General features: G+C 38.1%; 22 protein-coding genes and 3 pseudogenes. 6 read left to right on the top strand and 19 right to left on the bottom strand.

The window, feature by feature from the left end; all coding sequences use genetic code 11:
* Window positions 1–126: 126 nt before the first annotated feature.
* Entirely contained in the window at window positions 127–960 is an 834-nt protein-coding gene (gene rhaD, locus ACQKEZ_RS17960; protein ID WP_427303309.1) for a rhamnulose-1-phosphate aldolase, read from the bottom strand.
* Window positions 961–1,127: 167 nt separating this feature from the next.
* Between rhaD and ACQKEZ_RS17955 the strand changes: the two genes are divergently transcribed.
* Window positions 1,128–1,895 carry a DeoR/GlpR family DNA-binding transcription regulator gene (locus ACQKEZ_RS17955; RefSeq protein ID WP_427303141.1) on the top strand — a complete coding sequence of 256 codons (768 nt, stop codon included), beginning with the start codon at window positions 1,128–1,130 and terminating at the stop codon, window positions 1,893–1,895.
* Window positions 1,896–2,037: 142 nt separating this feature from the next.
* Entirely contained in the window at window positions 2,038–2,352 is a 315-nt protein-coding gene (rhaM, locus tag ACQKEZ_RS17950; protein ID WP_427303139.1) for an L-rhamnose mutarotase, read from the top strand.
* A gap of 13 nt (window positions 2,353–2,365) precedes the next feature.
* On the opposite strand, the gene ACQKEZ_RS17945 is transcribed toward rhaM, so the two are convergent.
* The 10 genes from ACQKEZ_RS17945 to ACQKEZ_RS17900 all read right to left on the bottom strand — a co-directional run bounded on the left by ACQKEZ_RS17945 (window position 2,366) and on the right by ACQKEZ_RS17900 (window position 12,240).
* Window positions 2,366–3,097, bottom strand: coding sequence for a LutC/YkgG family protein (locus tag ACQKEZ_RS17945; protein WP_427303137.1), 732 nt, complete (start codon window positions 3,095–3,097; stop codon window positions 2,366–2,368).
* Window positions 3,094–4,521 carry a LutB/LldF family L-lactate oxidation iron-sulfur protein gene (locus ACQKEZ_RS17940; RefSeq protein ID WP_427303135.1) on the bottom strand — a complete coding sequence of 476 codons (1,428 nt, stop codon included), beginning with the start codon at window positions 4,519–4,521 and terminating at the stop codon, window positions 3,094–3,096. Before ACQKEZ_RS17940 ends, ACQKEZ_RS17945 begins: the two co-directional genes overlap by 4 nt.
* A gap of 21 nt (window positions 4,522–4,542) precedes the next feature.
* Window positions 4,543–5,259 (bottom strand): (Fe-S)-binding protein, encoded by a 717-nt coding sequence (locus ACQKEZ_RS17935; protein WP_427303133.1) that lies wholly within the window; start codon window positions 5,257–5,259, stop codon window positions 4,543–4,545.
* 170 nt (window positions 5,260–5,429) lie between these two features.
* Entirely contained in the window at window positions 5,430–6,689 is a 1,260-nt protein-coding gene (gene rhaA, locus ACQKEZ_RS17930) for an L-rhamnose isomerase (RefSeq protein WP_427303131.1), read from the bottom strand.
* Window positions 6,667–8,106 carry a rhamnulokinase gene (rhaB, locus tag ACQKEZ_RS17925; protein WP_427303129.1) on the bottom strand — a complete coding sequence of 480 codons (1,440 nt, stop codon included), beginning with the start codon at window positions 8,104–8,106 and terminating at the stop codon, window positions 6,667–6,669. The genes rhaA and rhaB overlap by 23 nt, the downstream gene beginning before the upstream one ends.
* 91 nt (window positions 8,107–8,197) lie before the next feature.
* A complete protein-coding gene (locus tag ACQKEZ_RS17920; protein ID WP_427303127.1) occupies window positions 8,198–9,163 on the bottom strand; it encodes an AraC family transcriptional regulator in 966 nt (321 codons plus the stop codon).
* Window positions 9,164–9,277: 114 nt separating this feature from the next.
* Entirely contained in the window at window positions 9,278–10,129 is an 852-nt protein-coding gene (locus ACQKEZ_RS17915; RefSeq protein WP_427303125.1) for an SDR family oxidoreductase, read from the bottom strand.
* A 146-nt stretch (window positions 10,130–10,275) separates the two neighbouring features.
* A complete protein-coding gene (locus ACQKEZ_RS17910; protein ID WP_427303123.1) occupies window positions 10,276–10,689 on the bottom strand; it encodes an Rrf2 family transcriptional regulator in 414 nt (137 codons plus the stop codon).
* Between the two features lie 61 nt (window positions 10,690–10,750).
* The gene (locus tag ACQKEZ_RS17905) at window positions 10,751–11,233 is read right to left on the bottom strand and encodes a VOC family protein (RefSeq protein ID WP_427303121.1); all 483 of its coding nucleotides are present in this window, start codon (window positions 11,231–11,233) and stop codon (window positions 10,751–10,753) included.
* Between the two features lie 167 nt (window positions 11,234–11,400).
* The gene (locus ACQKEZ_RS17900) at window positions 11,401–12,240 is read right to left on the bottom strand and encodes a Ku protein (RefSeq protein ID WP_427303119.1); all 840 of its coding nucleotides are present in this window, start codon (window positions 12,238–12,240) and stop codon (window positions 11,401–11,403) included.
* A 113-nt stretch (window positions 12,241–12,353) separates the two neighbouring features.
* Here ACQKEZ_RS17900 and ACQKEZ_RS17895 point away from each other — a divergent pair, with 113 nt between their 5' ends.
* Both ACQKEZ_RS17895 and ACQKEZ_RS17890 read left to right on the top strand, forming a co-directional pair.
* Window positions 12,354–14,183, top strand: coding sequence for a DNA ligase D (locus ACQKEZ_RS17895; RefSeq protein WP_427303117.1), 1,830 nt, complete (start codon window positions 12,354–12,356; stop codon window positions 14,181–14,183).
* 69 nt (window positions 14,184–14,252) lie between these two features.
* Complete coding sequence (locus ACQKEZ_RS17890) at window positions 14,253–14,948, top strand: YoaK family protein (RefSeq protein ID WP_427303115.1); 696 nt, start codon at window positions 14,253–14,255, stop codon at window positions 14,946–14,948.
* 84 nt (window positions 14,949–15,032) lie between these two features.
* Here the strand turns inward: ACQKEZ_RS17890 and ACQKEZ_RS17885 are convergent, their stop codons facing one another.
* Together ACQKEZ_RS17885 and ACQKEZ_RS17880 are read right to left on the bottom strand one after the other, a co-directional pair.
* Complete coding sequence (locus tag ACQKEZ_RS17885; protein ID WP_427303114.1) at window positions 15,033–15,272, bottom strand: hypothetical protein; 240 nt, start codon at window positions 15,270–15,272, stop codon at window positions 15,033–15,035.
* A gap of 478 nt (window positions 15,273–15,750) precedes the next feature.
* A complete protein-coding gene (locus tag ACQKEZ_RS17880; RefSeq protein WP_427303113.1) occupies window positions 15,751–16,866 on the bottom strand; it encodes a tetratricopeptide repeat protein in 1,116 nt (371 codons plus the stop codon).
* Between the two features lie 321 nt (window positions 16,867–17,187).
* Between ACQKEZ_RS17880 and ACQKEZ_RS17875 the strand changes: the two are divergent.
* Both ACQKEZ_RS17875 and ACQKEZ_RS17870 read left to right on the top strand, forming a co-directional pair.
* Window positions 17,188–17,558: pseudogene (locus tag ACQKEZ_RS17875) on the top strand (iron chaperone).
* 470 nt (window positions 17,559–18,028) lie between these two features.
* Entirely contained in the window at window positions 18,029–18,316 is a 288-nt protein-coding gene (locus tag ACQKEZ_RS17870; protein WP_427303111.1) for a hypothetical protein, read from the top strand.
* A 585-nt stretch (window positions 18,317–18,901) separates the two neighbouring features.
* Here the strand turns inward: ACQKEZ_RS17870 and ACQKEZ_RS17865 are convergent.
* From ACQKEZ_RS17865 to ACQKEZ_RS17840, 6 genes and pseudogenes are all read right to left on the bottom strand, one after another.
* On the bottom strand, window positions 18,902–19,378 hold the full coding sequence (locus ACQKEZ_RS17865) for an immunity protein YezG family protein (RefSeq protein WP_427303110.1): 477 nt from the start codon (window positions 19,376–19,378) through the stop codon (window positions 18,902–18,904).
* Between the two features lie 3 nt (window positions 19,379–19,381).
* A pseudogene (locus tag ACQKEZ_RS17860) lies at window positions 19,382–20,029 on the bottom strand (DNA/RNA non-specific endonuclease); the annotation flags it as partial.
* A 94-nt stretch (window positions 20,030–20,123) separates the two neighbouring features.
* Window positions 20,124–20,594, bottom strand: coding sequence for an immunity protein YezG family protein (locus ACQKEZ_RS17855; protein ID WP_427303108.1), 471 nt, complete (start codon window positions 20,592–20,594; stop codon window positions 20,124–20,126).
* 5 nt (window positions 20,595–20,599) lie between these two features.
* Window positions 20,600–20,986, bottom strand: a pseudogene (locus ACQKEZ_RS17850) (DNA/RNA non-specific endonuclease); the annotation flags it as partial.
* 331 nt (window positions 20,987–21,317) lie between these two features.
* On the bottom strand, window positions 21,318–21,800 hold the full coding sequence (locus tag ACQKEZ_RS17845; RefSeq protein WP_427303106.1) for an immunity protein YezG family protein: 483 nt from the start codon (window positions 21,798–21,800) through the stop codon (window positions 21,318–21,320).
* 6 nt (window positions 21,801–21,806) lie between these two features.
* On the bottom strand, window positions 21,807–22,640 hold an 834-nt coding region (locus ACQKEZ_RS17840), incomplete at its 5' end, for a DNA/RNA non-specific endonuclease (RefSeq protein ID WP_427303104.1).

Below are 22,640 nucleotides of genomic sequence, written 5' to 3'. Positions count from 1 at the left end.
CTACATCAGTAACACGCAAGCATACCGCTTGCATGTCGTAATCTTACTATGCAGATCGTCTAGCAATCAAGACTCATTTAGAAAAAGCCTTATGCACAATCTTACATAAAGCTTTTGTTTGTGTGCTTATCGATCCGACAAGCATTGCAGGATTCCTTCCCTTGGCTCAACATTAAACGTACAGGCAAGCTCGTAAAGCTGATCGTCTGTAATGGTTTGTTTCATACCACCTTGTACACACGTCAGTGTATACACCTCTGCTGCTTTTTCCATCGTTTCAATGAGACCAAAGGCCTCATCCAAATCTTTTCCCGAAGCAAAAATACCGTGATGTGGCCAAATGACGGCACGAACCGCTTGCATTTTTGCTGAAGTGGCTTTTCCAATCGCATCTGTCCCTGGAACCATCCATGGAATCACACCAACTCCTTCTGGAAAGACAACGATACATTCTGTACACATTTGCCAAAGGGTTTTTGTTAATTTTTCCTCATCTAAAGGATGTGTAAAGGTCATGGCTATTAAATGAGTTGCATGACAGTGAATAATCACTCGATGCTGGGAATCCTTCTTTAGTCTCTCTATATGGCTCATCAAGTGTGTTGGCAATTCGCTTGTTGGCATCCCATCTCCCTCTAAACCCCATAAAAGTTCGAGAAATGTCCCATCATCTGAAACGCGAATCAAACCAAGACTCTTTTCTGGGGAGGATGCAACATTTTTAAAATATACGCCAGATCCAGTAACAAGAAAAGAACGCCCATGTAGAGCACTTGCATCAAAAGACATCGGGATGACCCGCTTTACCTTATACCCGTCCATAAGAACTGCTTCTTCTTTACTTAATAGGTAGCTAATGTTTCCTCCATTACGTTCATCCCAGCCAAGTCGATATAGATTTGAAGTCAATTGAATCATTTCCTGAAAGAAGGTTGATTCAATCATATTTTCGTGCCTCATATGCTTTGACACATCTATCTACTCTCCTCCATATTGAAGAATTCGATATGCTTACACTTTATATGTTACGATAAAACAAACAGAAATCAACAATACTTTTTTGTTTATGTTGTTTTATTTCCCTTTGCAATGATAAAATCAACATAGAAAGAAAGGAAGTCATCAACATGTTTGCTTTAGAAAGACAGCAGAAAATCATTGAGCTTGTTAACCGTAAAGACAGTGTCAAAGTCTCAGAGCTAAGTCGCCTTTTCTCCGTCACTGAAGAAACCATCCGAAGAGACCTTGAAAAGCTTGAAAAACAACAGCAACTTCGCAGAAGTCATGGCGGTGCAATCAGTATAGAACGTGAAGAACAAGAGCTTGATTTTTCCGATAGGGAAATCATGCATATATTCGAAAAAAAGGCGATTGCCAAAGAAGCTGTTCATTTGATTGATGAAGGCGACACTTTTATTTTAGACGCTAGTACAACTGCATGGAACATGGCAAAAGCCTTGCCAAATATTCCGCTCGTTGTGATTACGAATGCGATAAAAGTTGCAATTGAATTAAGCAAAAAAGAAAAAATTGAAGTCATTTCAACCGGTGGAAAACTATTGTCCCGATCGTTATCATACACAGGACCACTTGCAGAACGTTCTCTTGAGCAATATCATGTCAGCAAAGTCTTTTTATCTTGTAAAGGCATTGATTTAGAGGATGGATTAAGTGATGCAAATGAGTCACAGGCATTATTAAAACGAAAAATGATTGAACGCTCTGACAAGGTGATCCTGATGGCAGACTCGAGTAAATTCGGCAGACGGGAATTCTCAAAAATTACTGATATCACTTGTGTGGATCAAATCATTTGTGATCAAGCCATTCCAAACAATTTTAGACAAGCATTAACCGATCGAGGACTTTCCCTCACGAGTGTTGGTATCATATAAAGGATAAGGACAGACGTTCACGTTTGTCTTTTTTATGACCTGCTTTCCTACAATCAAACATAAAACAAAATAACTGGTGTTTATTCTTTTGTTTTATCATAGGATCACTTTATATCAGTTTGTATAAGGGAGATGAAACGAAATGATTCGTAAAGCTCACATCATGTATCTCGATGTAAAGAAAATAGCGGAATATAAACAGAGGCATGATCATATTTGGCCAGAAATGATTGAGACATTAAAAACTCACGGTGTGCACAATTATTCTATTTTTTTAGATGAAGAGACAGGTAGACTTTTTGCATATGTGGAAATTGAAGATGAACAAATCTGGGGAAACATTTCTAAAACTGAGGTTTGTCAGCGTTGGTGGGACTATATGGCACCATTGATGAAAACAAATCCTGATCACAGCCCAGTATCTGATGAGCTAAAACCGATGTTTTATCTTGCATAAAGGAAAAGAACTTTCAAATCGAAAGCCCTTTTTCATCATCTATCACCACATAAATCGCCTTAACTGGTCCATGAACACCAACAACCAAATTCATCTCAATATCAGCGGAATTACTCGGGCCAGAAATAAAATGAATCGCACTTGCAGGTGAATTTCCTGCTACCACACTTTTGTTTAAGTCAAAAGTTGCTTGAATCATTCTAGGGACAATGGTGCTTTTTTCTATACAAACTATATAGATCATCGGTAAAAAATGGATTGCTCTCCCTTGTCCTTGATGCGCCTTCACTACAATTGTCCCTGATTCAGCCAATGTATAATCACTAAAGACGATTCCATATTTCGCCTTTTCAGCAAGCTGCAGATTCTTGCTTCTTGTCTGGTCAGGATCCCATATGGATACGTCGGTTCCCTCTTTTTTCAACCGCTGAAACAATGAAGTCAGCTTATATTGTTTAAACCGCTCGTCCTTTGAAGTCATGATCGCACCTAGACCATTTTGTTTGATAAGCGACTCAAGTACATGTGCCGTTTCTTTTTTGGATGTGTCGATCACATCTGTATGAATTTGCGCACATTGTATTTTAAATTGTTCTAGTAGCTCCTCTTGTGATGCCTCGCTAAGTGTTTCCCAATTTACTTGATGTTTCCATTTTGGGCGCATGACTCCTTCTTTTCTGTTCCTTCCAAGTTTGTTTGCGATATCCTTTAAAAAAGAATCTCGATTGTAAACAGAGCCTTTCATGATTGGTCCTCCTTTTTCTGATGCTGTTTCAACCAATCTCTAAATCGTTCCTTACTCGGTGCAGGAAATTCGCGAATTTCCGTCCAGTTTTTTAAAGGACCGACTCCTTTTGTTACCCTGTCATTTGAAACAATCGGCTTCATTGCAAGAGGTGCTATTTTTGTGCCAAATTGATACATATTGAAGGACGAAGCGCCCAAGCCAAACATTTTCATGGTAAACTTTTCTGCCTTTGTTGCTCTGCCTTCTTTTTCTACAATGACTTGTCTATGCTTAAGAAGTAATTCGTGAAGTGGTATTTTAACTGGACAGGCATCTGTACAAGCTGCACATAAACTAGATGCATATGGTAACTCCTTGTAATCATCATAGCCTCCTAGAAGTGGCGATAGTACAGCCCCAATTGGGCCAGGATAAATCGAACCATACGAATGACCGCCGATATGACGATACACAGGACAAACATTGATGCAAGCCGCACAGCGAATACATTGCAGAACTTGCTGAAACTCAGAACCTAATATATTGGATCTGCCGTTATCGACAATGACTAAATGGAATTCATCCGGGCCATCTACTTCTTCCTCTTTTTTCGGTCCAACAACTGAAATATAACTGGTCAGCTTTTGTCCTACAGCACTTCGGCAAAGCAAGCCTACTAAGACATCCAACTCTTCCATGGTCGGGACAAGCCGCTCCATCCCCATCACGACAATTTGTGTCTTCGGTAGAGCAGTCACAAGGTCAGCATTCCCTTCGTTTGTTACAAGGCAAATGGAACCTGTGTTGGCAACGGCAAAATTACAGCCAGTCACGCCAATATCGGCTTCAAGAAACTTTTCCCTTAAGATCGCTCGAACAAAGGTTGTCATCTCCTCAGGTGTCTCAGACATTTCATAACCTAATTTTTGCTGAAACACATCACGAATTTGTTCTTTCGTCATATGAAGAGCAGGTGCCACAATATGTGATGGCGGTTCATGGTCATCCACCTGCAAAATATACTCACCAAGGTCGCTTTCCACTACCTCACAGCCAATTTCCTCAAGGGATTGATTCATTTCGATTTCTTCTGTGACCATCGACTTTGATTTAACGACCTTTTTGGCTTCCTTCTTTTTTGCTACATCTTGAATATATGTGGCGGCTTCTTCTTTTGTTTTCGCAAAAAAGACATGCCCTCCCCGCTCACTGACATTTTCACTCAGTTGCATTAAATAATAATCAAGATGGTTTAATGTATGCTGCCTAATTTCCTCACCAAGCTCTCGCCACTTTTCCCAATCGCCCAGCTCCTCACTCGCTTTGATTCGTCTGGAGTAAAGGCGTTCCTGCGCTGAGGAAACAGCATCTCTCATCACAGTATCGCGAATTCCAGCCCCAATCCGCTCTTTAAAACCTTTTTCTCCAATTTTCATGCTCATCTCTGTTCCCCCTTCAAGTTGTCATCGACTGTTTAACACTTCTGCAATATGTAGCATTTTCACTTGCTTCTCAAGCCGCTCAGCTCTTCCTCCAATATTAAGCAAACAGCCACAATCTGCACTTATCAAATAGTCTGCTTTTGTCGCCTCCACGTTTTTTACCTTCTCGTCGACCATTTGCTCTGAAATTGGCATCATTTTGACAGAAAATGTCCCGCCAAAGCCACAGCAATTTTCAGCACCAGGGAGTTTCTTTACTTTCAAATTTTTCACATGAGATAATAATGTAAAAGGGGCTTCCTTCACACCAAGTAATCGTGTCATGTGGCAAGACGTATGATATGTAGCCGTTCCTTTTAAACTAGCTCCTACATCTGTCACTTTTAAAATATCGACTATAAATTCTGTTAATTCATACGTTTTTTCAGCAAGCTGCTGTGCACGCACCGTCCATTGGTGATCCGCTTTAAAAAGATGAGGATATTCCTTGAACATCGTCGCACAGGAGCCAGATGGTGTCACAACATATTCAGCATCCGCAAAAGCATTGATCATATTTCTTGCCGCCTGTTTCGCTTCTTTGACATAGCCACTATTATATGCCGGCTGTCCGCAACAAACTTGTGATTCAGGAAATGAAATCTCACAACCGAGACGTTCAAGCACTTCTACTGTCGCCTTTCCTACATTAGGCTGTAATGTGTCAATCAAGCATGTAATAAATAGACTCACTTTCATTGGCGAACTTCCCTTCTTCAGTTGCTTGTCATCGCATTAAGATCAGGTCATCAGATGACTAGATCATCATTTGATCTCCTGATTTCATTTTAATTATAATATTCAGATATTTCAATCGGTTTATTTGTCTAAACATGGGGAAATAGGAGAAGTGAATCTTTCCCCTATGACTATGACCATCGTTTATTTAATATCGTTTGTTCATATGCTTTCACTTCATCAAGCCACAATTCTCTTTGAGGGACATTCATTCGTTCACAATAATCATCCCAAATCATTCCAAAAGGATAGGTCTTCAACTCCTCTCTTAACGCAAGACAATCTGTATATTGGCCATTCTCTTGAAATTGCCTGAATGTTTCATGTGGGGTCAGCATGGCATACAGGAGTGCCTTTAGCATATTTCTTGTTCCGATCACCCATGCTGCGACTCGATTAATACTGGCATCAAAGAAATCAAGTCCAATCTTCACACGATCAAGTGCATCATTCCGAACGATTTCATGGGCAATTTCTTGCAGTTCATCATCAAGTATAACGACATGATCGCTATCCCATCGCACCGGTCGTGATACATGGAGAGCTAATTGTTCCTTAAAGAGAAGCAATGATGAGATTTTGTTAGAAACCGTCTCGGTTGGGTGAAAATGCCCCGTATCTAAAAGGTAGAGCACATCATGCTTTATTGCATAGGCTAAGTAAAATTCATGCGATCCTGCCACATATGCTTCCGATCCTATGCCAAACAACTTGCTTTCAACCGAATCAATTAAATAGCTCCGGTCTATCCGTTCACTGAAAATGGTGTCAAGTGCATCCTTCAAACGCTTTCTCGGTCCTAGCCTGTCACTTGGAATGTCCTTAAAGCCGTCAGGAATCCAAATATTCGTCACAGCAGGTGTTTTCAATTCTCGACCAAAATACTCTCCGATTTTTCGGCACGCAATACAATGTCTGATCCAAAACGAACGAATGTCTTCATCTGGGTGAGTTAATGTGAATCCATCTTCTGCTTTTTCATGAGAAAATAGAGTTGGATTGAAATCTAAGCCAACCTCTTGCACCTTTGCCCACTCTACCCATTTTTGAAAATGGATAGGAAGCAATTGATCTCGATCGACAGCCTCTCCTGCCGTTTCCGCATATATGGCATGTAAATTAATACGGTGCTTCCCTGGTATTAAAGCGAGCGCGCTCTCAAGATCCGCACGAAGCTCCTCAGGTGTTCTTGCTTTTCCAGGATATCGTCCAGTCACATCTATACCGCCTGAAAGTGCTCTTTTTTTCGTTTCAAATCCGCCAATATCATCACCTTGCCAGCAGTGTATCGAGATCGGGATTTTTTGCAATGTATGAAATGCTTCTTCTACGTCTATCCCCCATTTGGCATATGCTTTTTTTGCCTCTTCAATCCCATTTAAACGGGTCATTTTCCTTCACCCTCTCTTTCGGTAGAAATTCTTTGATATGGAAGGATTGACGGACGATTTCCCTTGCCTTCCCGACATCTTTCACTTCATTTAAACTGATCATTTGAATGATTAAATTACCTATCGCTGTAGCTTCAATTGGCCCTGAAAAAACCTGCTTGTTTGTATCATCAGCAAGCAGCTGGTTAAGCAGCTCATTTTGACAGCCGCCGCCCACGACATGTATAGTCTCATACGTATTTCCTGTGATCTCTTCAATTTGATACACCGCTTCAAGATAGCTTTTTGCTAAACTTAAATACACACATTTTGCGGCCTGGCCAGGTGTTTTTGGTGAAGGTTGATTTGTCTCCTTACATGCACGCTTGATTTCATCTAGCATACGCTCCGGCATTAAAAACCTTGAATCATTGACTTCAATCACTGAATGAAATGCTGTCTCTTCAGCAGCAAGCCTTGTCAACTCTTCAAAGGAAAGATGATCAAATTCGGTTCGTTTCATTTCTTGAAGCATCCATAACCCCATGATATTCTTCAAAAAACGATAACTTCCATTCACTCCTCCTTCGTTTGTGAAACCATACAGCAATGCTTTCTCGTCACAGATCGGCTTTTTGCTTTCGATTCCAATGAGTGACCATGTGCCAGAGCTTAAATATATCGTTTCACTAGATGACGGTACTGCTACAATCGCAGATGCCGTATCATGTGTTGCTGGGAGAATAAGTTCTACATCAAATCCAAGCTCGGTGATGAGTGCAGATTTTAAGCCACCGATCTTTGTTCCTGGCTGATAAATAGGGGAAAATAGCTCAGGTTTAATGCCAAGCATGTGTAAAATGCCGTGATCCCACCCCTTTGTTTCAAGGTTGAGAAGCTGCGTCGATGATGCATTTGTGTATTCATGTGTCCGTTTTCCTGTCAATAAGAAGTGCAAGTAATCTGGAATCATTAAAAATGAATGCACATTTGCTAGTTGAGTTGGCTGTGTTTTCTTTAATGCAGCAAGCTGATAAATTGTATTAAATGGCTGAAACTGAATCCCTGTCGAGTGATATAGCTCTTCTTTAGAAATGAGCGCTAATACTTCGTTCATCATTCCTTCTGTCCGTCGATCACGATATGTGACTGCTTCTGTTAAACGGTTTCCTTTTTCATCTAATAGCACAAAGTCGACAGCCCATGTATCAATTCCCATTGATCTTGGTCTCATATCATGTTTTTTGCATACTCGCAGACCCATTAAGATTTCTTCAAATAATGTATCAATTGGCCAGCATAGCATGTTCTTTCTTTTCTCCATTTGATTTTGAAATCGGTGAATCTCTTTTGTCCTCAATTGCTCTCCTTCAAGCCATCCTGCAACCATTCTGCCACTTGATGCGCCAATATCTACAGCGAGACAAACATTGATCATCCCATCACCTCATTATCGAAAGCGCTATCTTTATTAATCATAACGAATCATGGCAAAACAACCTATAACCACAATCGCTTTTTTATTGTCGTTATGTGCACCTATGCCCTTGTATTCTCAACTGTTTTGGGGTTTTTCCAAATGTCTGTTTGAAAATGCGATAAAAATGACTGATGTTTTCATAGCCGATGAATGCTGCAATATTTACAATTGATAGCTCTGTTTCTTCTAGCAATTCTTTTGCTTTTGCTAAGCGTTTTTCCTGGAGAAGCGCTTTAAATGTGTAACCGGTACTCTTTTTGATTTTCTTGCTTAAAAGATAATGAGGTAGGTGTAGGTACTGGGATAGCTCGTTTAAAGTTCCATTTTTAAAATGGGTATCGATGTATTTTAATGTTTCGACAATCACATAATGATCTGATGTTTCTTGTTTTAAGTGACCTGTCTTGTCGGCATGTTTCACAAGCTCGATCACCAGTAAACCCATGTGGAGCTTTACGATTTCGTTTGACATAAAACTTGGCTTTAACATATCAAGGATGATTCGTTTCACCAATGCTTGAATCTCTGGTATATCTGCCACTTGAAAATAAATATATTGTCCATTTTTCGTTGTTTCGTACAAGCTATTAATTAAGAAGTTCCTCATTGGGTTTTCAGTCGTTAAAAAGGAGAAAATAAATGTAAAGAATTGTGGTTGAATAATAAAGTTAAGGATGATGTCTTCTTTTTGACATGCCTCTATTTCGTGTTCAATCTGTTGATTTAAAAATAAAAGCTCACCTTTTTTTAAATGGATGCGCTGATGACCAACATGCTGTTTTAGCTCTCCTTTCAGAACATAATTAATCTCGATATAATTGTGTTTATGACGTGGAAAATGGACAAATCGCGTATGCTTTCGTATGACAATCATTTCATTTTCCGAAAGAAATTTTTCACTCTGGATGACAAAGTCTGTTAGATTTGTGTACGTGCTTTTATGAATCGGCTGATGCTTCTCGAGAATCATACGCTCTTCTTCTGTTAATTCCTCCAATTGCTTGAACTCTTCCATAGGAATACCTCCTATCGTTCGATCTATCCTATATATTCGTTACAAAACAGCAGTCGCCTTCATTCAATAAAAAAAGCGGCCCGCCAAAACGAACAGCAGGACGCTTACTTCTGTTTATTTAGAAATGATACGACGAATACCTTCTTGAAGTGGTGTCAATTGATGTTCAAGTATTTTCTCGAAATCACTGCTTTCTACTGCTAATGCCCCTTCACGAATTCCGCTTTGGATTGCTTTAACAAATGGAACAGCCTCTTGTGGGACACCGTTATTTGCAAGAATATCACCATATGTTTCAACATCTACATGCTGAACCGTGATGTCCTTGCCACTTACTTCTCTTATGATTACTGCAAGTTCATCATGTGTCAATAATGGGCCTGAAAGCTCATAAACTGTGTTTTCATGTCCTTCTCCAGCTAACACATTTGCGGCAGCTTCTGCATAATCACGTCTCGTCGCCCAGCCAACTTTCCCATCACCGATCGGCGTTAAAAATGGTGCGGCATTTAAAGACGCCTGTATGATGTCTGCTTCATTTTCTAAGTACCAGTTATTGCGTAAAAAAGAATAGGGGATGCCTGAGGCCAATATGACTTCTTCTGTTTTTGCATGATCTTGTGCAAGAACTAACTGACTCTTCGTTGCATTCACAACACTTGTGTACGCGATCAATTGAACGTTCGCTTCTTTAGCAGCGTTCACTGCAGCTGTATGCTGCTTCACTCGATCACCATCTGCTGTAGATATGATGAGTAAGCGATCAATGCCTTTAAACGTCGAAACAAGTGACTCAGGATGATGAAAATCTCCCTGACGCACCTCTATCCCTGCTTCTTTGAGATGTTCTGCTTTTTTTGGATCACGCACGCTTACGACTATATTTTCTACAGGAACTTTTTTCAATAAATGTTCTACTACTAACGAACCTAGCTGTCCAGTTGCACCTGTAACTAATAATTTCATGTGTTTGGCCTCCTTATTGTGTAAATAAAACGGCGATTTTCCCATAATGAGACGAAATGGCGAGTAGGTTCTGTTAAACCCAAATTGATTATAACCGAATCAGTTACAACAAGTCTAATAAAAAAAGCTCAGATTTTGAGCTTCATCTATTTAGGTTCTGTCAATAACTGCTGGATCGTAACGTTTTTCAAATGATTTTCAAGCGCAGCCTGTGCTTCTTGAAGCTCCACACGCAGTTTTGTATCCATTGCTTTTCCGACAGGGCAAGCAATGACAGGATGATGAAAATTAAAAAGTTGTTCATCCTCAATTACATCTACTGCTCGATACACATCAAGCAAAGTAATTTCCTCTGCTGGTCGCTTCAAATAAGCACCACCAACACCACGCCTTACATCGATCAATCCTGCTCGCTTTAGCATTGCTATCATTTTGCGAACAATGACAGGATTTGAATTAACGCTTTCAGCAATAAAATCACCTGTACATTCTTGAGGTACACTAGCAATAAACGACAGAATATGTACGGAAATTGTATATCTACTACTAATTTGTTTCATATTCATCACCACCGTTGTAAACAATATAGTTACTACGAGGATGACTGTCAAGAGTTTTAGATCATTTACTGATACCATTGTTAAACGGACTGTGTTTCTGTTCCCAGTCCGCAAATGTCATCATCTGAATATCATGGGCTGTATCAAGCTCAAGTGGCGCCATACATTCCAATAGATTTCCATCAGGGTCCGTAAAATAAATCGCAGCATGAGCTTGTGGTGGATTATCCAGTACAAGCGGTTGTTGATCGGCTGTATAACCAAATTGTGTATGAATCTGAATGCCCTTTTCTAAAAGCCAATTTTTCACATCGTTTACGGATTGTTTCTCAATACGAAACGCCACGTGACGAATGGAAGGATGATAAGGTGTTTCCGCAACATTCGTTTCCCATAAAGCAAGCCAGCTAAGCCCCTTTTCAAGCCAGAAAAAAGCAACTCTTTCATTTTGATAAGCAAGCTCCAATTCTAATTTTTCATAGAAAGCAACAGATGTTTTCAAATCTTTAACAGGTAAATGGGCTTCATAAAGTCCTTTTATCATTAAAATTCACTCCTTTTCTACATTCATTATCTACCAATAAACAAACTAAAGCATCATTAAAAAGATGTATTTTTCATCAACAAATAGGCGTTTATACCTTTATAAGGAGTTGACTTGTAGAAGTCCTTCATCATGAAAAAGACCACCAATAAGCAATCTTTTGAATTTTACGCATTTTTCTCTTTTTTAGTTGGTGTTTTGCGTTTTTTCGGTGCTGCCTTTTTTGGTTGTGTGCGATCAATTGAAGCTTGAAGGGCAGCCATTAAGTCAGTGGCGTTTGTTGGCTGTCCTTTTTTCACAGTTGTTTCTGGCTGTACTGTATGTTCTCCTGATATTTTTTCACCAATGAGATCCATCAGTTGCTCCCTGTACTCATCCTTATAGGCAGCAGGATCAAATGTGGTTGTCAGTTGGTCGATCAATAGAAGGGCTGTGTCGAGTTCTTTTTTGACAATCTGTTCTTCTTGCGGGATATTCGGTACATCTTGAACTTGTCTAATTTCATCTGGAAAATGAATCGTCTCCATCAGTAGAATCTGCTCATATACCCTAACAATCGCCAGTTGTTCCTTAGAACGAATCATGATTTTTGCCACACCAATTTTCCCAGACTTCTCTAATGCTTTTCGCAATAAAGAGTAGGCTTTTGCTCCACCTGTATCTGGAGAAAGAAAATAACTTTTTTCATAATAAATCGGGTCAATTTCTTCAATTTTCACAAAGTCAATAATTTCTACAGCTTTTTCTTCATTTTCTTTTCTTAATCTTTCTAGCTCTTCGTGATCAAGCTCAATAAATTTGTTTTTAGCATATTCATATGCTTTAACAATTTGATCAGATGCTACTTCTTCTCCACAATTCGCACACACTTTTTTGTAATTTATCGGTGTATGGCACTCTTTATGTAGCTGTCTCAATTTGATATCTTTATTTTCTGTCGCAGTAAATAGCTTGACCGGAATATTCACAAGCCCAAAGCTAATGCCACCCTTCCACACTGTATGCATGTCCATGCCTCCGTTCTTTTTATCTTACTATGCAATGTTTTAGCATCCATTATGTATGAATATGAAAAATTCATCTCACTCTAAAGACAACTGACATAGGGGAGTGACAACACATGAAACCGATGCTTTTAACAGCTACAAATCAAATACCTGATGGACCTGATTGGCTTTATGAGCTGAAATATGATGGATTTCGTTCGATTCTTGAATGGGACGTAAAGCAGGTTCGGCTCATCAGCAGGACAGGTAAACTGTTAAATGACCAGTTTCCTGAGATCATCTTTTTTTGTCAAAGTCATTATGAAACCATCGCCCCTTTTCTCCCATTAACTCTTGATGGCGAGATTGTTTATTTAATCAGCGAACAACAGAGTGATTTTTCGAAAGTCCAGCAAAGAGGCAGATTAAAAAGAACGGAATTGATTCAAAAACAATCAGCGCAATTTCCTTGTCATCTTGTTGTGTTTGACCTACTACAAATTAAAGGAGGGTCGCTTGAAGATGTTCCACTGATTCAACGAAAGATCATTTTAAAGCAATTTTTTCAGGACGCACAGCTACCACTAGCCGTTCAACTCAATCGAACAGAGCGTGTACAGATCATTAAAGCAAGTGACGAACGAAGCCACATGCAAGATGATATGTTAACCTATTTAGCTGAAGGTCTGGTTGCAAAGAAAAAGCAGAGTAAATGGGTCCCAAATAGCCGAACAAAGGAATGGCTGAAGTTCAAAAATTGGCTGTATGTTTCTGTCATCATCACGCAATTTGATCACGAGAATGGATATTTTCATGGCTCTGTTTTCAAGGATGAGCTGTTATTAGATATTGTCCATTTTAAGCACGGCCTAACGGCTGATGAAGAACAGACACTTCGTACATTATTTCAGTCAAAGGGAATCAAAATAAGCAAACACGTATATGAACTTCCTCCCTCTATTTGCGGGCAAATTGCCTGCATTTCCTTTGATGGCACGAAATTAAGAGAACCCCGTTTTGCTTCTTTTTTACTTGAAGCAGATCCGTACGATTGCACGTTTCACAACATGCAAAAAAGTCTTGATCCACTTCCGGAAGTCATTGAAGTGACACACCCTGACAAGCCAGTTATCCCTAAATTACACTTGAATAAAGATGACTATTTACTTTATTTACGAAAAATGTCACCTTATATGTTGCCATTTTTACAAGAACGGTTATTGACGTGTATTCGTTTCCCGCATGGAGTAGGCGACGAGTATTTTTATCAAAAATCATGTCCAGATTATGCACCAAGCTTTATTCAGACAGACAACTCTCAAGATATTTCTTATATTGTATGCAATGATCCAAAAACACTGCTATGGCTAGGAAACCAGCTAGCAATGGAATTTCATATCCCTTTTCAGACGCGAGATACGTCCTGTCCTACGGAAATTGTTTTTGACCTTGATCCTCCATCTGTTGATGCGTTTCATCTTGCGATTAATGCCGCAAAACGTTTGAAAACCATTCTTGATGGTCTATCCCTCACCTCTTTTGTGAAAACGAGTGGCGGCAAAGGACTTCAGCTTTATATACCACTTAAAAAAAATGCATTTACTTATAACGAAACTAGGACTTTCACTTCGGTTTTGTGCCAGTTTCTATGTGAGCAAGCACCTGATTTATTTACACTTGAACGACTGAAAAAAAATCGCGGAAAGCGTTTATATTTGGATTATCTTCAGCATGACGAAGGTAAAACGATGATTGCACCGTATTCTCCACGCGGAAATGAACAAGGTCTTGTTGCAACACCACTTTTTTGGGAAGAGATCAACGATGATCTTCATCCTTCGTTGTTTACGATGCCGTCTGTACTGGAGCGCTTAAAACAGCAAGGTGACCCTTTTCGCCTTATGAGACAAACAGCCAATCACCTTGAATTCAGACAAGTATTACAAAAATTAAAACAAATCTGAGGCGTAAATTCTTATAGACATTCATAGCCAACAAGCGATAAACTTGTTCGTTAGAGAACAAAGAAAGGGATGACATTCTTGACCGCACATTTTTATCGGCATATCGCTCTACTTCTATTATGTCTATCAGCTGGGATAGTAGATGTGATTGGCTATTTAAGCTTAGGGCATGTCTTTACGGCGAATATGACAGGAAACATTGTCTTACTTGGGATTGCGGCGGGCGGTTCCTTAAAGCTAACAGCCCTTCATTCAGTAACCGCTCTTGGTGGGTTTGTTCTTGGTGTTTTGATCGCCTCTGTCATTGGCGGAAAGCACGAGGGTAGCTTTTGGCCTGTTGCGGTGACGCGTATTTTTATCATCGAAGGCTTTATTTTATTACTTTTTGCACTCATGACGCTGTTCCCATTTACACAGGGTGCTATATTTATGCTTATTATCCTGCTTAGTATGGCAATGGGCATGCAAACAACAGCCGCTCGTAAATTAAATGTTGATGGCATTTCAACTACCGTGCTGACAAATACATTGGCTAACTTATTTGAGGAACTTGCTGCTTGTATATACGATCGAAAAAAAAGAAAAACTTCTTTTCGTACAGTGAACGTATTACGAATCAGCTCGATCGTTTTTTACTGTATTGGTGCAGCATTAACAACGTTTATTGATGCATATGACCCGTATATTATCATCTGGGTTCCTATTTGTATTCTATGTACAATCATTGTTTTTTCAAAAATAAACTCGTTTAGCCAATTGAAATAGCCCTCTTTAGCTGAAGGGCTATTTCTCTAGCACAAATTTGTACTCTTTCTATAGGTTGTTCAGATTAAATTAACTTACACTCATTTAATACCTAACATAAAATCCAGGAGGATGCCCCATCAAAAAGGAAGAATAATACGGATACCCCGCAAATTCTCCGTAACCACTATAGCCTGGGTAACCGCCCAACCCTGAAAAAACGCCAGGACCAAGATAAGAACCGGAAAATCCCCCATGAATCCCCACCGTACCCAGATGAACTCCACTAGGACCAATCCCACCGAATCCCCCACCATGATACCCACCAAATGCACGATCCTGCATAAGAAACCACCTCTTTCATTCACGCCTATTGATGTCATCTTATGCTAGCGCTATTGCGATTGTGTTGCTATTTGTACCATAATAGCTGTCACCCCGCGGGACACTGTGCTTCAATAATAAAATTTGAATGAAAAGTCCTGCAAATAATTAAACAAACCAAAGAAAGGTGACCTTTATAACTTGTTTGGGCAGATGATTTTTATTTAGAATGAGAAGGCAGGCATCAAACCTGCACCCCCTTTGTTGCAGATTCTTCTTATTAAGCGTCTTCGTCTTATCAAGCGTTTAATAAGAAGAGCCTTTTTATCGAAATAAAAAACCCTGCTGATTGAATCAACAAGGGTAAATGAGATCTGGGTGGCATTAGCCTCCAATGATTTTTTCTGCGACATCGAATGACGACACAACGTTCTCACTTATTACTGACGCTGCGATTGCCAATCCTACAATGAGTAATACTTTCAATCCTGTTTTCATGTTACATCAACCCCATTCTTTTCATATGTAAATCTGCGTCTAAGCTTTTATTTAAGTAAAAGACAGCTTGTTGATAAAGTACTTGTTTTTCAAAAAAATTTGCCACAAAACGCGAAAGTTCTTTTACTTCATGATATTCATTTCTTTGCTCTAACTTTCTCAATTTCTTCTCAATCTTCTGAAATCTTTGTGGATTAGTGCTTACGTATAGGTCACTGATAACACCCATTTTCAATCGAAATATCTCGTGGGAATCATCTGTCATCCTTGCATAAGCATCGTCCATATACTGACTCGCTCGACTATTTTCACCTATGAGACATAGCTCCCTGCTTATAAGATAGGTAGAATGGAAAAAGAAGTCCGAGTCATAATATTCTTGATGAGATAATGCCTTTTTTAGATGGTGAATCGACTCTTTTGATTTATTCCAAAAAGAATATAATATTGCCACATTGTGATGATGCTGTGCTATCATAAACTCGTCCTGTTCGCTGACAAGTACTTCTTCAGCAAGTTGATAATCCGTAAGCGCCTCTTCATACCTTCCCATTTCCGTCAGGTTTGCTGCAATTAATGAATAGGAAAGTGCTGTTCTTTTCCCATAATGTGCATATCTTTTATACACATTAAGCGCTCTACGAATATAACTTAATGATAACATCAAATGACTGAGTCGGTAGTAAAGCCATGCAACCTTAAAATCAAAATCTGCCCGCTCAATTTCATTTGGAATCTTGTCTAAAAGCCTTTCAGCACTTCTATACATTTGCAAAGCAACCTCATAATTTCCTTGATGTTGCTCATACACACCTTCATAAAAATCAAAATAGTAGGCTAGCCTATTTGACATGTGCTCCTCTTTTATTTCATGTTGACTTTCCTTCATACTTTCATATGTAACATCACCCTTTTGTCCCCTTAGGTTATACATTAAAATGTGATGTCTTTTTTCAAGTAAAGAATAGTACATGAGAATATCTGGATCATTCATTTCTTTGACTGTCCTAGCCGCTTTTATAAAAAGTCTCTCCGCTTCATCTGCATTATCTTTCTTAATTTCCATATTCCAATCATTTAGTAAAGCTGCTACTTCCGCAACAGGAACTGTGCTCATTCTACACCCCCAAACTTTGGAAACTGATGTTCTATTTCATATCTAAACAAATAAGGTACTTTTTTATTGGCAATTGCCAATAAATCCATTTGACAACATTTTAATATGATTTTCTATTTTCTTCAATGACATATTGGAAATGATGAAATTATGATAAAATTAATTCGTATCATATTTGACTTTCCTTCATTATCGCATGAACAAAAATCATTAGTCAGATGTTTTATTTTATCAACCTTTCTACTGATTCATCATAAAGTTTAGCACTGTCAATAAGTATAAGTTTGCGGAAACAGATCATTTTATTTTGGAGGGAACAGCATGGAAGTGTTTACAGAATATTTAGAGCGTATTGAAAATCCGCAACATCGAGCCAGAACGGAAGACATGTTGAAATGGGTTCAACACACATTCCCGAATTTAGTGCCGAAAATCGCTTGGAATCAACCGATGTTTACAGATCACGGGACTTTTATTATTGGATTCAGTGTCGCCAAACACCATTTATCTATTGCACCTGAAGGACAGGCATTGAGCATTTTTCCCATGACATCATTCAGGCAGGATATGATCATGGTAAGAAGTTTTTACGGATTAAGTGGGATCTTCCGGTTGATTACCCATTACTTACAAAAATGATCGAATATAATATTGTGGACAAAGCTGACTGTACAACGTTTTGGCGAAGATAAAATCAAAAAAGATCTGAAATGAATCAGGTCTTTTTTTGCTTTTTAAAAAAACAATCAGTCGGTTAACCAGTTCTATTATAAAAGTCCTTTTTTTGACTTACTTCTTTGATTAAATCGTGCCATTAAAGATAGAAATGGTCACCATTAGAAAAAAGAAAGTACATTAAAATTGAGAGTTTAGGAGCGAGAGTATTTTGCTAGTAGCGTGACGAAATGGAATTGTATTTCCCTTTTCTAATGACTCTCTTTCACTTATATATGTTCACATACCTATTTGTATATAAAATGAAAGAAGTGATGATTTGACACATACCAAAAACACTTTGTTGAATAAACTACTTTAGTGAGAAAACAATAAAGACCAGATTTTCACAATATCTGTTCATCTTATCTATGTTGAACCTAGTCATGTAAATCTAGTCATTTACGTTTATAATAGCGCAGTAAAATAACTGGAGGAGAGATTAATAATGGAAAATGTGTCTGAACGTTCATCAGATTTAGATATTCCACAAAATGGTAGTACCTTATTCAATTCTTCAACTGGATTTCGAAACCTATTTTCAAGCCTTCAACCAGGCACCGTATTAACAATTGGTACTGATTCTGGTAACTTCTTTGGCCCCGCTCAATTTGTCTCTTTTAATCAATCAACGGGAATAATCTCTATTACTGAATCAGCAGGTATTACACCAGTTGGCACCTCTACCATTTTAATAGATGTAAACAAAGTAGAAACTGTCACTTTTACTAGTTAAAAAAGATGTACTAGACGACAACAAGTTAAATTTAATGAGCATCTAAGAGTTGTCCACTTAACATTCATTAAACATCAGTCTCATAAGCCCCTCCAACCGGAAGGGCTTATTATCATTTCAAGATGTTTTCTAATTAACTGTTGTCTTCGGTCATTCCCATGAGTTTTGCATGACAAATTGATTTCTTTTCGTCTCACCGTATTTTAAATCACTTGCTTCTACTTTGACAATCCGTCCATAATGTACTGAACAAGTCACTTTCATTCGTTTATAAAACTTGAGTCGTATATTGAAAATCTCAAGAGTTTATTTTCACTGATCAATCTTGGGTTCGAATTCTTCACTTTGTTGTTTGTATAAGTATTAGTTACGGCTTGTTTGAGTCGTGCAACATGCTCAGGCAACATCATAGCTGTCCATTTCATCGTTCCTCTGTCTCTAAGCATTTAATCACTCCTTCTTGAAGGATTAAATAGTAACAGAACAAACGTTCTTTATCGATATGTTACAAGAACTTTTGTTCGATGTGAATATTGGCATATAAAAACCCTCCTTTAACTGGAGGGTGGTAAGCTAGTTGTTACTTTATCCTTTGTCTTTAGTATATTGATCAAGAAATTCCCTGACTGATTTTCTTTTAGGAAGTATTCCAAGATTTTCGTAAGCCCATATTGCTCTTCTTTGAGACCCGTTAATTCCTTGATTCAATACATCTTCATAATCTAAGTCTAAGGAAAATTTACCATTTACATCTAATTTCAAAGTCAAATTTGTCCATTTTTCTGGATTAATTAATTCATATGCTTGTTGTAGCTCTTCAAACAAATCATGTAATTTTATTAAAAACTCATTATAGATTGACTTACTTACATGATGGTCTTCAGGTATATTATGCGAGTAAAGAAATGCTGTTTCTCCCTTTAATCTATAATAAAAATTAATCTCTGCAGAGTCGTCTAATATTTCGGCATATAAACAAACTTCATCCCACTCTTTTGGTATCATTTCATTAACAGTTTGTGCAATTTCACCATACAGAGTATCTAGTTTCTCTAATTCCATTGTTTATCCACCTTTTTGATTTTTAATAATTGATCTTTGTAATTCGTCATTACCTATTTTAAATTCAACAACAAAACGTTCTGGTCTCAATGAATCACTTTTATAAACTGGTTCTATTGAAACAGAAACTTTCTCAGGAGGAACTTCTTTTAATGCAGCCAACCACTCCTGCTCCATCTGATACCATTTCCCGCCACTACGATTAATCTGTGAATTTATTAAAAATAGATTATCAATATCCCCAGATCCTTTAAAAATAGATGCGATTAAATGACCTCCATCATCATCTAGTAATCGATCCGGTTTGCCTGAATTGGATTGGGCGTATTGGTTTCTTTTGATCTCTCCGTATTTTAAATCACTTGCTTCTACTTTGACAATGCGTCCATAATGATCTGTGGTAAAGGTGTAACCTTGTTTAGTTGTATAGACGACATTTGGTTTTAATACTTTTTTGCGTTTCCATCTCACATAGTGATCTCCGTATTTGACAACGGTCGGTGGTGATTTTGGTGCTGGTAATCATCTGCCTGTTTGCGAGACACCATAACTTGGTGAGTTGTCTAAGCGTTTTGCCATTGAGAGAAGTTTATTTTTAATATTTTCTCCATCAAACACGTTATATGGAAGCTTCCCTCCACCAGCTATTCTTTGATCATTAGGAATTTCGAATAGCCTTGAGCTAGTATTAATTTGAAAATATTGGTATTTAAAAACCCTCCTTTAATTTGGAGGGTAGTGTGCGTTAGTTTTTGTTTTTTATATAGTTCAGCACAGCTTCTTTATCTTTCTCGTCTTCTGGTAAAAACCCGAACGTTTTATACTCCCATACGGCTCTTCTCTGGATACCATAAAGCCCTATAGATAAAATATCTTCATATCCATAATCAATCGAGAATTTCCCTGTTTTATCTAATTGGAGGATAGTTGTTGTCCAAGCACCTAAAACATTTTGTGTATATGCTTTTTTCAATTCTTCAAAAGTTTTACTGAGTTCGTATAATAAATGAATGTATGTTGATTTACTTACATTATATTTAAGTGGAATTTCATGTCCATAAACATACTCTTCACTATTAGTCTCGTTGAAACAAAATGTAATTCCAGCCGAATCATCAAGTATTTCTGCATACATCCAAACTTTTTCCCAATCACATGGTATTATTTCATTAATTGTTTCTGCTATTTTTTTGTAATTCACTTCTAATTCTTCCATTTCTTTTAACCTCCAGGTTGATTCTTGATAAATTCTTGAACATAACTTTTTCCGATTTTATATTCCACAAAAAAACTATCAGGTCTTAACAAATCACCCTGATAAATAGGTTTAATACTTACCTCTACATGTTTAGGTGGAATCTCTTTTAGTGCAGCTAACCATTCCTGCTCCATGTTGTACCATTTCCCACCACTACGATTAATCTGTGAATTCATTGGAAGTAGATTATCAATATCCCCAGATCCTTTAAAAATAGATGCGATTAAATGACCTCCATCATCATCTAGTAATCGATCCGGTTTGCCTGAATTGGATTGGGCGTATTGGTTTCTTTTGATCTCTCCGTATTTTAAATTACTTGCTTCTACTTTGACAATCCGTCCATAATGTACTGAACAAGTCACTTTCATTCGTTTATAAAACTTGAGTCGTATATTGAAAATCTCAAGAGTTTATTTTCACTGATCAATCTTGGGTTCGAATTCTTCACTTTGTTGTTTGTATAAGTATTAGTTACGGCTTTTTGAGTCGTGCAACATGCTCAGGCAACATCATAGCTGTCCATTTCATCGTTCCTCTGTCTCTAAGCATTTAATCACTCCTTCTTGAAGGATTAAATAGTAACAGAACAAACGTTCTTTATCGACGAGTTTTAAGAACTTTTGTTCGATGTGAATATTGGCATACAAAAAACCCTCCAATTTAAAGGAGAGTCATGTGCTAGTTATTGTTTTCTTCTTTATTTTTAATATAATTTAATACAATTTCTTTGTTTTTTTCATTTTTAGGTAGAATTCCAAAAGTTTCATATTCCCAAACCTCTATTCTCTGAATGCCATAAAGCCCTATATTGAGAATGTCTTCGTAACCATAATCAATTGCGAATTTTCCCGATTTCTCCAATTGAACGGTAGCTGTTGTCCAAGCTCCCAAATCATTTTTTATATATTCATTTTTCAATTCTTCAAAGGCTTCACAGAGCTCAACTAATAAATGATCATAAACGGAGTCACTTACTCTATATCGTTCGGGAATATCGTCTCCATAGACACGTTCTTCACTATTAGTCTCGTTGAAACAAAATGTAATTCCAGCCGAATCATCAAGTATTTCTGCATACATCCAAACTTTATCCCAATCACACGGGATCATTTTATCAGTTGTTTCTGCTATTTTTTTATAGTATTGTTCTAATTCTTCCATTGAGTTTTAACCTCCAGGTTGATTTTTAATAGTTTCACGTTTGGTACGTTCTCCAATTTTATATCGCACTACGAACCTTTCAGGTCTTAATGAATCATCTTTATAGATAGGTCGAATACTAACCTCTACATGTTGAGGCGGAACCTCTTTCAATGCTGTCAACCACTCCTGCTCCATGGTATACCACTTCCCACCACTACGATTGATCTGTGAATTCATCGGAAGCAGGTTATCAATATCACCTGAACCTTTAAAAATTGACGCAATTAAATGACCTCCATCATCATCTAGTAATCGATCCGGTTTGCCTGAATTGGATTGGGCGTATTGGTTTCTTTTGATCTCTCCGTATTTTAAATCACTTGCTTCAACCTTGACAATCCTGCCATAGTGGTCAGTTGTATAGCTGTAGCCTTGTTTTGTTGTATAAACGATATTGGGTTTTAACACTTTTTTGCGTTTCCATCTCACATAGTGATCTCCGTATTTGACGACGGTCGGTGGTGATTTTGGTGCTGGTAATCGTCTGCCTGTTTGCGAGACACCATAACTTGGTGAGTTGTCTAAGCGTTTTGCCATTGAGAGAAGTTTATTTTTAATATTTTCTCCATCAAACACGTTATATGGAAGCTTCCCTCCACCAGCTATTTGAAACTTTGGTGAATATGGCAATAGATTCGGAATGGAGACATTATCTATTGATTTTGCGACTTTTTCAAGTCCCTTTTTAACAGTTGTTTTTGCTGAAGCTGTCCCCGTTTTTGCAAATGCTCCTGCACCTTTTGAGCCAAAGGCAATCTCAGCAAGTGAGCCTGTTGCATAGGCAAACCAATGTGCTCT

Origin of the sequence: Bacillus sp. NPDC077027 (assembly GCF_050269555.1) — a bacterium.
Lineage (GTDB): Bacteria > Bacillota > Bacilli > Bacillales > Bacillaceae > Bacillus.
Note: the sequence above shows the minus strand (reverse complement) of the source record. Positions and strands in the feature narration are given on the sequence as shown.